This window comes from Pseudomonas sp. C2.3V (assembly GCF_058536325.1).
This window is the reverse complement of record NZ_JBZUBN010000001.1, coordinates 3,795,786-3,808,474: the sequence shown is the minus strand read 5'-3', so window position 1 is coordinate 3,808,474 and position 12,689 is coordinate 3,795,786. Positions and strand designations below refer to the sequence as shown.

The 12,689-nt window shown below is 57.9% G+C and carries 8 protein-coding genes; all 8 read left to right on the top strand.

Annotated elements, in window-relative coordinates:
• Positions 1–175 precede the first annotated feature (175 nt).
• Complete coding sequence (gene glcD / locus AC4LF3_RS18045) at positions 176–1,675, top strand: glycolate oxidase subunit GlcD (RefSeq protein ID WP_491836096.1); 1,500 nt, start codon at positions 176–178, stop codon at positions 1,673–1,675.
• A gap of 8 nt (positions 1,676–1,683) precedes the next feature.
• Positions 1,684–2,742, top strand: coding sequence for a glycolate oxidase subunit GlcE (gene glcE / locus AC4LF3_RS18040; protein WP_491836329.1), 1,059 nt, complete (start codon positions 1,684–1,686; stop codon positions 2,740–2,742).
• Positions 2,742–4,022 (top strand): glycolate oxidase subunit GlcF, encoded by a 1,281-nt coding sequence (gene glcF, locus AC4LF3_RS18035; RefSeq protein ID WP_475257193.1) that lies wholly within the window; start codon positions 2,742–2,744, stop codon positions 4,020–4,022. The genes glcE and glcF overlap by 1 nt, the downstream gene beginning before the upstream one ends.
• Entirely contained in the window at positions 3,991–4,398 is a 408-nt protein-coding gene (locus tag AC4LF3_RS18030; protein ID WP_491836095.1) for a heme-binding protein, read from the top strand. The genes glcF and AC4LF3_RS18030 overlap by 32 nt, the downstream gene beginning before the upstream one ends.
• A gap of 29 nt (positions 4,399–4,427) precedes the next feature.
• A complete protein-coding gene (locus AC4LF3_RS18025) occupies positions 4,428–6,602 on the top strand; it encodes a malate synthase G (protein ID WP_491836094.1) in 2,175 nt (724 codons plus the stop codon).
• 185 nt (positions 6,603–6,787) lie between these two features.
• The gene (locus tag AC4LF3_RS18020) at positions 6,788–8,563 is read left to right on the top strand and encodes an acyl-CoA dehydrogenase C-terminal domain-containing protein (protein ID WP_312509356.1); all 1,776 of its coding nucleotides are present in this window, start codon (positions 6,788–6,790) and stop codon (positions 8,561–8,563) included.
• A 273-nt stretch (positions 8,564–8,836) separates the two neighbouring features.
• Positions 8,837–8,995, top strand: coding sequence for a YqaE/Pmp3 family membrane protein (locus tag AC4LF3_RS18015; protein ID WP_010795996.1), 159 nt, complete (start codon positions 8,837–8,839; stop codon positions 8,993–8,995).
• Between the two features lie 145 nt (positions 8,996–9,140).
• Positions 9,141–12,689 carry a response regulator gene (locus tag AC4LF3_RS18010; RefSeq protein ID WP_491836093.1) on the top strand — a complete coding sequence of 1,183 codons (3,549 nt, stop codon included), beginning with the start codon at positions 9,141–9,143 and terminating at the stop codon, positions 12,687–12,689.

Here is a 12,689-nt window from a genome sequence, read left to right as displayed (position 1 = left end):
AGGTGCATGGCGCCTGTGGGGCTAAGACTTTCGGCTAAGGCTGAGTATTAAAAAACTGGTCTGACCAGCTTTTAGTGGCATAGACGTCTTGGCAAACGGGGAGTAAAAGAAAAGCACGTAGCCTTGAAAGGCCCAGGCCCTCCGGCACAAAAACAACAAGATCGGTACTCTGGCAATGAATATCCTGTATGACGAACGCGTCGATGGCGTACTGCCCAAGGTCGACAAGGCTAGTCTGATTAAGGCACTGGAGGCCGCGTTGCCCGGCGTTCAGCTCCTCCACGCACGCGAAGACCTGAAACCCTACGAGTGTGATGGCCTGTCGGCATACCGTACGACACCCATGGCCGTCGTGCTCCCAAGCACTATTGAGCAAGTGCAGACCCTAATGCGGCTTTGTTATGAGCGTAACGTCCCGGTCGTCGCCCGAGGGGCGGGAACGGGGCTTTCCGGTGGCGCTCTGCCGCTGGAGCAGGGCGTGCTACTGGTCATGGCGAAATTCAATCGGATCCTTGAAGTTGACCCGGATGCGCGCCGTGCACGGGTTCAGCCCGGCGTGCGCAACCTGGCGATTTCCCAGGCAGCCAATCCTTACGGGCTGTATTACGCCCCGGACCCGTCCTCCCAGATCGCCTGTTCCATTGGCGGCAATGTGGCTGAGAACGCAGGGGGCGTGCACTGCCTGAAATATGGCCTTACGGTTCACAACATCCTGAAGGTCGACATTGTGACCATTGAGGGAGAACGTTTGACCCTGGGTAGTGAGGCGCTCGACACGCCCGGGTTTGATCTGCTGGCCTTGTTCACAGGTTCGGAGGGGCTTCTAGGCGTGGTGGTGGAGGTGACCGTCAAGCTTCTGCCCAAGCCACAAACGGCCAAGGTGTTGATGGCCAGCTTCGACAATATTGAAAAAGCCGGTCGAGCAGTCGGCGATATCATCGCTGCAGGCATCATTCCTGGCGGTCTGGAAATGATGGATAACCTTTCCATTCGAGCGGCGGAAGATTTCATCCATGCAGGCTATCCGGTGGACGCCGAGGCTATCCTCCTGTGTGAGCTGGATGGGGTGGAGTCTGACGTTCATGCTGACTGCGATTGCGTTCGTGATGTCCTGGCTCGGGCCGGAGCCACCGAGATTCGGCTAGCCCGGGACGAGGCCGAGCGGCAGAAATTCTGGGCAGGCCGCAAAAACGCATTCCCGGCAGTAGGCCGGATTTCTCCCGATTACTACTGCATGGACGGCACCATTCCCCGCCGTGCATTGCCGGGCGTTCTCAAGGGAATTGCGGATCTGTCCGAGCACTACGGCCTGCGGGTTGCCAATGTCTTCCATGCCGGGGACGGCAACATGCATCCGCTGATCCTGTTTGATGCCAATCAGCCGGGCGAACTTGAGCGCGCAGAAGAGCTGGGCGGCAAGATCCTCGACCTGTGTGTGGAGGTAGGTGGCAGCATCACCGGTGAGCACGGCGTAGGGCGAGAAAAGATCAACTCCATGTGTACGCAGTTCAAGCCTGATGAATTGACGTTATTTCACGCCGTCAAGAAAGCCTTTGATGAGAAGGGATTGCTCAACCCGGGCAAGAACGTGCCGACGCTGCACCGCTGCGCTGAGTTTGGCGGCATGCATGTACATCACGGCAAGCTGCCTTTTCCTGAATTGGAGCGCTTTTGATGGACGCCATGACTGCTTCCCATGATGCTTCTCAGACGCTTCTGGACGAAGTGCTGCAGGCTATTGAACAACGTCAGCCGCTGCGCATCCGGGGCGGCGACAGCAAGCGTCACCTGGGCCGACCGGTAGACGGTATGGAAATCGATGTGCGCGCCCACCGAGGCATCGTTACCTATGATCCTACTGAGCTTGTAGTAACGGTGCGGGCGGGCACTCCACTGGCTGAGTTGGAGGCTGCATTGGAAGCCAACGGCCAGATGCTGCCCTGCGAGCCGCCGCATTTTGGCCCGGGCGCGACGGTAGGCGGCATGATTGCGACGGGCTTTTCCGGCCCGCGTCGGCCTTGGGTAGGCTCGGTACGGGATTTCGTTCTGGGGACCCGGGTCATCACAGGCGAGGGCAAGCACCTGCGCTTTGGCGGTGAAGTCATGAAGAACGTGGCGGGCTATGACCTGTCTCGTCTGCTGGCTGGGAGCTTTGGTTGTCTGGGACTGATCACCGAGGTGTCTCTCAAGGTTCTGCCCAAGCCGCGGACGTGTACCCGTCTAAGGTTGGAGCTGGATGCCCCGCGCGCGCTGAGCAAGCTGGCCGAGTGGGAGCGCCAGGCCATTCCGCTGGCAGGGGCCTGCCATGATGGCCGCGCATTACATATTCGTCTGGAGGGCGGTGAGGGTTCTGTCGCGGCCGCTCGGGATCGCATTGGAGGTGAAGACCTGTCCGTTGCGTACTGGACGGATCTGCGCGAGCACCGACTGGAATTTTTCGCTGATCCACGTCCACTGTGGCGCCTGTCGCTACCCAATCACATCCCTGTATTGGAGCTGCCGGGCTCGGTCCTGATGGATTGGGGCGGTGCCCAGCGGTGGCTGAAAAGCGATATGGATGCCGCCACGCTCAGGCCTCTTGTCGAGCAGGTCGGGGGGCATGCCACCTGTTTCACGCCTGATATCACGCGCGAGCCATTCCACCCACTGGCACCTGCGCTTCTCAAATATCAGCGTCAGCTCAAGCAGCAAATGGACCCGCATGGGCTGTTCAATCCTGGTCGACTGTATGCGGAGCTGTAATGCAAACAATACTAAGTGAAGAAGCACGTCGCCTACCGCAGGCAGCGGAGGCCGAACGCGTACTGCGTAGCTGCGTACACTGCGGCTTCTGCAACGCGACCTGCCCGACCTATCAACTGTTGGGCGATGAGCTGGATGGGCCACGCGGACGTATCTACCTGATCAAGCAGATGCTGGAAGGCGGACCCGTAACAACGAAAACACAACTGCACCTGGACCGCTGTCTTACCTGTCGCAACTGTGAGACGACCTGTCCATCCGGCGTGACTTACCACAATCTCCTGGATATCGGCCGTGCCGAACTGGAGCGCCGCGTGCCTCGCCCCATGGGGGAGCGCCTTCTGCGTGCCGGCTTGCGCACCGTGCTGCCGCGTCCTGCGTTATTCAAGGCACTGGCGGACGCAGGGCAAACACTGCGTCCACTCTTACCGGATGCGCTAAAGAGCAAACTTCCTGCCGATCCGCTCCCCGCGGGAGAGCGACCTGCGGTACGTCATGAGCGACACGTGTTGATGCTGGAGGGCTGTGTTCAACCAGGACTATCGCCCAACACCAACGCTGCAACGGCGCGGGTGCTGGATCGCTTGGGGATTAGCGTGGTCGATGCGCCGCGAGCAGGATGCTGCGGCGCCGTTGAGTTTCACCTTAATGCCCAGCATGACGGACTTGACCGTGCCCGCCGCAATATCGATGCCTGGTGGCCTGCCGTGGAAGCAGGCGCGGAGGCAATTGTGCAGACGGCCAGCGGTTGCGGCGCATTCGTCAAGGATTACGGTCATCTGCTGAAGGATGATTCCGCCTATGCCGCCAAGGCCCGCCGGGTATCCGAACTGGCAAAGGATATCGTCGAGGTGGTTCGTGCCGAGCCGTTGGAGCGGCTGGTGGTGAGTGCGGATCACCGGTTGGCCTTTCATTGCCCCTGTACCCTACAACATGCCCAGAAGCTGGGCGGCGCTGTAGAGGAGGTCTTGCAGCGTCTAGGCTATACGCTGGCGCCAGTGCCGGACGCACATCTGTGCTGCGGCTCTGCCGGCACCTATTCGCTCACCCAGCCGGAGCTGTCTCGTCAGTTGCGAGACAACAAGCTCGCCGCGCTTGAGAGCGGGCAGCCCGATCTGATCGTTACCGCCAATATCGGTTGCCAGACCCATCTGGGCGGTGTTAGTCGTACACCGGTCCGACATTGGATCGAGATTGTCGATGCCGCTCTGAATTCCGAACCCTACCATCCTCACGTGGAGAATCTGCATGCAAAGCAAAGCCGTCCTGACCGTCACTGAAGTGAATCGCATCCTGGAGGCCGCACGCGCTGAGGCCGAGCGCAACCAGTGGGCCGTCTCCATTGCGGTAGTGGACGATGGCGGACATCCGCTGGCGCTGCTCAGGCTCGACAATGCCGCGCCAACCAGCGGCTACATCTCTATGGAAAAAGCCCGGACCGCAGCCCTGGGGCGCCGTGAGTCTAAAGGGTTTGAAGACATGATCAATGGCGGACGCACCGCTTTTCTGTCCGCGCCGGTGTTGGCTGGCATGCTGGAGGGTGGTGTACCGGTCATGGTCGAGGGACAGGTTGTCGGCGCGGTAGGCGTTTCAGGCGTCAAGGCCGATCAGGATGCACAGGTGGCCAAAGCGGGTGCTGCGGCTGTTTTGGGTTGAACCGATAAGAAGAACACAGGGATTACGACATGACTCAACGCACTTCTTGCCATCGCTTACAGGTAGCCACCTCCTTGCATCGCTTTGTCGAGGAGCAAGTGTTACCCGGTACGGGAATCGATAGCGCTGCTTTCTGGCAGGGCTTCGATGCTCTGGTGCATGACCTGGCACCGCGTAACCAGGCACTGCTAGCCGAGCGTGATCAGATCCAGGCAAAGCTGGATGACTGGCATCTTACCAATCCCGGCCCGATCAAGGACATGGCGACCTACCGCCGCTTTCTGGAGTCGATTGGCTACCTGCTGCCGCAGCCGGAGAAGGTCCAGGCGACCACAGCCAATGTCGATACTGAAATCGCGCAGCAGGCTGGTCCGCAGCTGGTTGTACCGGTGCTCAATGCGCGTTATGCCCTGAACGCTGCGAATGCGCGCTGGGGCTCGCTTTACGATGCACTCTACGGCACCGATGCCATTCCAGAGGACGACGGCGCCGAGAAGGCCAAGGGCTACAACCCCGCTCGCGGAGCCAAGGTTATCGCGTACGCCCGCGACTTCCTGGACCGAACCGTTCCGTTGGCCAAAGGCTCCCATAAAGAGGCAACGCGCTACCGGGTCGACGGCGGCCGTCTCGTGGTAGACATGAAGAGTGGGGCCTGCGAGTTGGCCGATCCGTCAGCCTTTATCGGCTATCAGGGCGATGCATCCGAACCATCGGCCATTTTGCTCAAGCACAACGGTCTGCATTTTGAAATTCAGATCGATCGTCACTCCCAGATCGGCCAGACCGACTGTGCTGGTGTGAAGGACATCCTGATGGAGTCGGCCGTCAGCACCATCATGGATCTGGAGGACTCGATTACTGCTGTGGATGCACAGGACAAGGTCCTGGCTTACCGTAACTGGCTGGGCCTGATGAAGGGTGATCTGGCCGAAGAGGTGACCAAGGGTGACAAGCGTTTCACGCGTACGCTCAACCCGGACCGTGAGTATACGGCGGCCAACGGTGAGAGCCTGTCGCTGCACGGCCGCTCGCTTCTGTTCGTACGTAATGTCGGTCACCTGATGACCAACCCGGCCATTCTGTATGCCGATGGTCAGGAGATTCCTGAAGGCATCATGGATGCGGTGATGACCGTGACCATCGCCCTGCATGATCTGGCGCGCCGTGGCAACTCCCGTACCGGCTCCATTTATATCGTGAAGCCAAAGATGCACGGGCCGAAGGAAGTGGCTTTTGCGGCTGAATTGTTTGGACGGGTCGAGTCCATGCTGGGACTGCCTGCCGACACGATCAAGATGGGTATCATGGATGAGGAGCGCCGTACCAGCGTCAACCTCAAGGCCTGTATTGCCGAGGCGGCTTCCCGCGTGGCCTTTATCAATACCGGTTTCCTGGATCGCACCGGTGACGAGATGCACACCAGCATGGAAGCGGGCGCGATGTTGCGCAAGGGCGACATGAAAGGAAGCAAGTGGATCGCCGCCTACGAGCGCAACAACGTCCTGGTTGGTTTGTCCTGCGGGCTGCGTGGCCGCGCCCAAATCGGTAAGGGCATGTGGGCCATGCCTGACCTCATGGCCGCCATGCTAGAGCAAAAGATTGGTCATCCTAAAGCTGGCGCCAATACCGCCTGGGTGCCATCGCCTACGGCTGCGACCCTGCATGCGCTGCACTACCATCAGGTCGATGTGCAGGCGATCCAGCAAGAACTGGAGCAGGTCGATGTCAACGCCGCCCGTGACAGCATTCTGAACGATTTGCTGACCATTCCAGTTGTCGAGTCTGCCAACTGGTCTGCCGAAGAGATTCAGCAGGAGCTGGACAACAACGCCCAGGGCATTCTGGGTTATGTCGTGCGCTGGGTAGACCAGGGCGTCGGCTGTTCCAAGGTGCCGGATATCCATAACGTCGGCCTGATGGAAGACCGCGCCACACTGCGTATCTCCAGTCAGCATATTGCCAATTGGTTGCGCCACGGCGTAACCAATCAGGCACAGGTGATCGAAACGTTGCAGCGGATGGCCCGTATCGTGGATGAGCAAAACGCAGGTGACTCCCTGTATCGTCCCATGGCGCCCAACTTCGAAACGTCCTATGCCTTCCGGGCCGCCCGGGACTTGGTTCTAAAGGGACGCGAACAGCCTAACGGTTACACCGAGCCGCTGCTTCACGAGTGGCGATTGAAAGCCAAGGCAGGCTTGTAAAAGCCTTGAAAAGGGACGCTAACAGCGTCCCTTTTTCGTTGGCTCAAGCAAGGATCAGGTGGGTGACCGAAGCTGACTGTCTGGTCGCATCATGAACCTATGGCCCTTTTAGCGTGTTCGCTACACTCAGGGAATACTCACAAAAAAGCGCCGGATACCCTGCGCCTCTGCTGGAGGATTGCCCCATGGCTGACTACCAAGCTCCCCTACGTGATATCCGTTTCCTGCTCAATGATGTGTTCAGGGTGCAGGAGGCATGGCAGCAGTTACCTGAGCTGGCGGAACGGGTCGATACCGAGACGGCCGACGCTATTCTGGAAGAGGCGGCCAAGGTGGCTGCCCGCACTCTGTCTCCACTCAACCGCAATGGGGATGAAGAGGGCTGCCGTTGGGATGGGGGCAAGGTGATTACGCCAAAAGGCTTCCGGGAGGCGTATACCGTCTATGCCGAAGGCGGTTGGGTAGGCGTAGGTGGTGATCCTGAGTACGGCGGTATGGGCATGCCCAAGGTGATTTCTGCTCAGGTCGAGGAAATGGTCCATGCGGCCAATCTATCCTTTGGCCTGTACCCCATGCTCACGGCAGGCGGTTGCCTGGCCATCCATGCCCATGCCAGCGAAGAGCTGAAAACGCGGTATCTGCCCAACCTCTATTCCGGTGTATGGGCAGGCTCCATGTGCCTGACCGAGCCCCATGCCGGCACAGACCTGGGCATCATCCGCACCCGTGCCGAACCGCAGGCGGATGGCAGTTATGCCATTACCGGTACGAAGATCTTTATTACAGCCGGTGAGCATGATCTGACGGAAAACATCATCCACCTGGTGCTCGCAAAGCTTCCGGACGCGCCTGCCGGCTCCAAAGGCATTTCACTTTTCCTGGTTCCAAAGGTCCTGGTCAATGAGGATGGCAGCCTTGGCGAGCGCAATACCCTGGCGTGCGGCTCCATCGAGCACAAGATGGGTATTCACGGCTCCAGTACCTGCGTGATGAACTTTGATGGTGCCAAGGGTTATCTGGTCGGTGAGCTCAATAAAGGGCTGGCTGCCATGTTCACTATGATGAATTACGAACGCCTGGGTGTAGGTATTCAAGGGCTGGGAGCAGGGGAGCGTTCCTATCAGAGTGCCGTTGAGTACGCCCGTGAGCGCCTGCAAAGCCGCGCGGCGACCGGCCCGTCTGCGCCCGATAAGGCGGCTGACCCTATCATCGTTCATCCTGATGTGCGTCGCATGCTATTGACCATGAAGGCTCTGAACGAAGGCGGTCGTGCATTTTCTACCTATGTTGCGATGCAGCTCGATATCGCCAAGTTCAGCAACGATGCTCAGGCGCGCTCACGTGCCGAAGGCATGGTGGCGCTATTGACTCCTGTAGCCAAGGCTTTCCTGACAGATCTGGGGCTCGAGATTTGCGTGCATGGCCAGCAGATCTTTGGTGGGCATGGGTACATTCGTGAATGGGGACAGGAGCAGTTGGTACGAGACGTTCGTATTACCCAGATATACGAGGGCACCAACGGTATCCAGGCGCTGGATCTGATGGGGCGCAAGGTTGTAGGTTCGGCGGGAAGCCTGTATCGGCCTTTCTCGGAAGAGGTCAGAGCCTATATCGAAACACTGAATAGCAAATCGTCCGAGTTTGCCGAACCGTTGCGAGCAGCGCTGGATAACCTGGACGCCCTGACCGAGTGGGTCATGAACGAGGCCAAAACCAATCCGAACGAGATAGGTGCAGCATCGGTGGAGTACCTGCATGTGTTGGGTTATACCGCCTATGCCTACCTGTGGGCGCGCATGGCTGAAGCCGCATTGCAAAACGATCATGCCGAGCTGTGCAGTAGCAAGCTCGCAACGGCACGGTTCTACTTTGCCCGACTGCTACCTCGCATTCATTCGTTGACGGCTTCGGTAAAGGCAGGCAGCGGTGTGTTGTATGAGCTGGAGGCTGAGCAATTCTGATGTAAGCAAATACTTACAGAATGTTGCATGACTTGGCTCTATTAACCCTACATTTATAGGGAATATCATTCAGCTATCGAGTTCAGCGCAGGAAGCGCCCCAGTTAAAACAGGGAGTTAGAGGACTGCACCAGGACGGTGCCCGATACGGAAATCCTCCATAGTCTGCAAAGCCCCGCTACAGCGGGGTTTTTTCTGCCTGGCATTCGAGGAACCGACTCCCGTGCAATAGGTCCTATAGCTGTTTCGACGGCCTGTTACGAGGAGCTTGCAAATGGACCTGATCAGAATCATCTGCGCCATCATCCTTCCGCCCCTAGGCGTTTTCCTCCAGGTTGGTCTCGGAGGCGCTTTCTGGTTGAACATCCTGCTGACCCTTTTGGGCTATATTCCAGGCATTATTCATGCTGTCTGGATCATCGCTCGGCGCTAGTCCAGGCAATGGATAATTCGGCCCGCGATTGAATTAATTTAACGCGGGCCGCTTCGCTTTTCGTTTTTTCGTGCATGCTTGCCGTACTGCGGCTGCCTTGCAGCAGGTGGCCGCTTTTTCATTCATGACTGATATTGAGTAACGCATGAATCGTGAGTCGCCTGTCGATCAGCAAAGCTTTCGTCGAATCCTGAGCCGTAACCTGACTCTGCCATTAGGGATCGGTTTTCTTACTTCGGCGTTCTTTGTTGCTGTCGTTTATTACCTTCTTTCCGTAAACCAGTGGATCGAGCATACCGATCGGGTTATCAGTAGCAGTAACAATGTATTCAGGCTCGCGGTAGATCTGGAAACAGGTATGCGGGGTTATCTGCTAAGTGATGATCAATCCTTTCTTGAGCCCTACCAGCGTGCACAGGCTACGTTTCAGCCTCAGTTGGATGAGCTGAAAAGTCTGGTTTCAGATAACGAGGTCCAGCTACGTCGGCTTGAGCGCATTGAAAGCTTGCATCGTTCCTGGCGTGAATATGCGTCTCGAATGATCGCGTTGAATCAGCAGAACGGCGACTTCATGAAGCACGTACGCGACGGCGAAGGCAAAGACTTGATTGATGCTATCCGTCGCGACTTCAATGATTTCATTGCATTGGAGCAGCAGCAACGAGCCGAGCGTAGTTCAACGGCCAGTCAGGCCACCATCATCATTGTTGCGTCATTTCTGTGTGTCAGCCTCTTGCTGAGCGGCCTGCTGGCCTTCCTGGGGCGCCGTGAACTGACGCGCTTGTCTAATACCTACACCACCGCGCTGGATCAGCAGCTCGATCATGCCGAGCAAATGCAACGGCAAGCTTGGTACCGTGCCGGACAGATGCAGCTCTCCGAACAGGTGATTGGCCAGCAGACGTTGCCACTGCTGGGGCAAAGTATCCTGCAGTTCCTGGCCCGCTACCTGGGTGCTTCTGCAGGGGCGATCTATATCGTCCAGGACGATAACCGCAAGCTGGAGCGCGTAGCCGAATATGCGTTGAGCGAAGAGAACCTCTCCACGAGACGCACGCTGGCCTTGGGTGAAAGCCTGGTGGGACAGGCGGCTCTGGAGTCGCGCATCATTGAGCTGAAGGATCTGCCACGTGATTATCTGAAGGTCAGCTCGGCCGTCGGCGAGACCACTGCCGCAGCGGCCCTCATCGTACCGATTGAAAGCGATGGCATGGTCAATGGCGTGGTGGAGCTCGGCTTTACCCGCAGTCTGGAAGCGCGGGATACCGAGTTGCTCAAGCTTGTCTCCTCAGCGATTGGTTCTTCCATCGAGGCCGGCAAGTATCGCCAGCGTCTGCAAAAGCTGTTGGCCGAGACCCAGCAGCTCAACGAAGAACTGCAGGTACAGCAGGAAGAACTCCGCACCGCCAACGAAGAACTCGAAGAGCAGTCCCGTGCGCTCAAGGAGTCTCAGGCGCACCTCGAGCAGCAGCAGGCCGAGCTTGAGCAGACCAACGAGCAGCTCTCCGAGCAGACCCATGAGCTGCAACAGCAGCGCGACATGCTCGACGAGCGCAACAACCTGCTCAACGCAGCGCAGACTGAACTGGAAGATCGGGCTCGCGAGCTTGAGCGGGCTAGCCAGTACAAGTCCGAATTCCTGGCCAACATGTCCCATGAACTACGGACACCGCTCAACAGCTCGCTTATCCTGGCCAAGCTGCTGGCCGATAACACGGATGCGAACCTTACTGCCGAGCAGGTCCGTTTTGCAGAGTCCATCTATTCTGCTGGCAATGACCTGCTCAACCTGATCAACGATATCCTCGACATTTCCAAGGTCGAGGCCGGCATGCTGGAAATCAGGCCTGAGCAAGTGTCCGTCAAGCGTGTCGTCGACACCCTGAAAAACGCGTTCAATCCCGTGGCCGATAGCCGTGAGCTGTCTTTCACGGTGGATCTTGCCGACGATCTGCCTGGCTTTGTGTACTCGGATCGGCAGCGTATCGAGCAGATTCTCAAAAACCTGCTTTCCAATGCATTCAAGTTTACCGAACGAGGCGGCGTTACGCTCAAGGTGACGCTCGACCAGAACCAGGTCGCGTTCGCGGTCACCGACTCGGGCATTGGTATTGCGCCAGATCAGCAGGAGGTCATCTTTGAAGCCTTCCGTCAGGCCGATGGCGCAACGACCCGTCGTTACGGCGGTACCGGTCTGGGACTTTCTATTTCCCGCGACCTGGCCAAGCTGCTGGGGGGCTCCATTGAAGTGCAGAGCGTTCCGCAGCAGGGCAGTACCTTCACCTTGCGCCTACCCCTGCAATATGAGCAGCCACTCATTGCCGACGCACCTGCTTCCCGTGTTCAGGCCGCTCCTGCGCCACGTCCTACCAACGAGGCGCCAGCTCCAGTCGCGGTTGCTGCATCCGTTGCTGCCGCGCCGTCATCGGTGCCAGTAGTAACGGCTGACGAAATAAGCCCGGCCCGCCCGAGACCGTTCCCGGACGACCGTGAAAGCTTCCCTTTCCCGGATCGCAAGGTACTGGTGATTGAGGACGAGCCACAATTCGCGCGTATTCTTTACGATCTGGCCCATGAGCTGAAGTACAGCTGCCTAGTGGCGCACGGGGCTGATGAAGGTTTTGATGTCGCAACCGAGTTCACGCCGGATGCCATCCTGCTGGACATGCGCCTACCTGACCATTCAGGCCTTACCGTGCTTGAGCGGCTCAAGGAGAATCCCCATACACGGCATATTCCGGTGCATGTGGTATCGGTTGAGGATCGGGTCGAGGCAGCTATGCACATGGGGGCCGTTGGCTATGCCATGAAGCCCACCACCCGTGATGAACTCAAGACTGTCTTCAGTCGACTCGAAGCCAAGTTTTCGCAGAAGATGAAGCGCATTCTCCTGGTCGAAGACGATGCGCTGCAGCGCGACAGCATCACCAAGCTCATCGGTGATTCGGATGTGGAAATTACCGCGGTAGAGCTTGGCCAAGAAGCGCTTGAGCTGCTGCGCAACAATATCTATGACTGCATGGTAATCGACCTCAAGCTGCCCGATATGGAAGGCAACGAGCTGCTTGAGCGCATGGCCAATGAGGAAATCTGCTCTTTCCCGCCGGTCATTGTCTATACCGGGCGCAGTCTGACCCGTGACGAAGAAGCGAACCTGATGAAGTACTCGCGTTCGATCATCATCAAGGGAGCCCGTTCGCCCGAGCGTCTGCTGGATGAAGTCACACTCTTCCTGCACAAGATCGAAGCCGACATGCCACCTGAGCGTCAGAAAATGCTCAAGACTGCCCGCAGCCGCGACAAGGCATTCGAAGGTCGCAAGCTCCTGTTGGTAGATGACGACGTACGCAATATCTTCGCCCTGACCAGTGCGCTCGAGCAGAAGGGAGCAATCGTCGAAATCGCCCGCAATGGTCTTGAGGCGGTGGAGAAGGTACAAACAATCGAGGGTATCGACCTTGTACTCATGGACATCATGATGCCAATGATGGACGGCTATCAGGCCATGCAGGAAATTCGCAAGATTCCTTACCTGCAAAAATTACCCATTATTGCCATTACTGCCAAGGCCATGAAGGACGACCAGGAGCGTTGTCTGCGTGCCGGTGCCAATGACTATCTGGCCAAGCCTGTCGATCTGAACCGGCTGTTCTCATTAATCAGGGTATGGATGCCGTCACTGGAGAAGCTGTAA

What these genes read in the sequence shown, in the direction of transcription:
- glcF (WP_475257193.1), top strand. Translation starts at nt 2,742, where the DNA reads ATGCAAACAATACTAAGTGAAGAAGCACGTCGCCTACCGCAGGCAGCG.
- AC4LF3_RS18030 (WP_491836095.1), top strand. Translation starts at nt 3,991, where the DNA reads ATGCAAAGCAAAGCCGTCCTGACCGTCACTGAAGTGAATCGCATCCTG.
- AC4LF3_RS18020 (WP_312509356.1), top strand. Translation starts at nt 6,788, where the DNA reads ATGGCTGACTACCAAGCTCCCCTACGTGATATCCGTTTCCTGCTCAAT.
- AC4LF3_RS18010 (WP_491836093.1), top strand. Translation starts at nt 9,141, where the DNA reads ATGAATCGTGAGTCGCCTGTCGATCAGCAAAGCTTTCGTCGAATCCTG.
- AC4LF3_RS18025 (WP_491836094.1), top strand. Translation starts at nt 4,428, where the DNA reads ATGACTCAACGCACTTCTTGCCATCGCTTACAGGTAGCCACCTCCTTG.
- glcD (WP_491836096.1), top strand. Translation starts at nt 176, where the DNA reads ATGAATATCCTGTATGACGAACGCGTCGATGGCGTACTGCCCAAGGTC.
- glcE (WP_491836329.1), top strand. Translation starts at nt 1,684, where the DNA reads ATGACTGCTTCCCATGATGCTTCTCAGACGCTTCTGGACGAAGTGCTG.
- AC4LF3_RS18015 (WP_010795996.1), top strand. Translation starts at nt 8,837, where the DNA reads ATGGACCTGATCAGAATCATCTGCGCCATCATCCTTCCGCCCCTAGGC.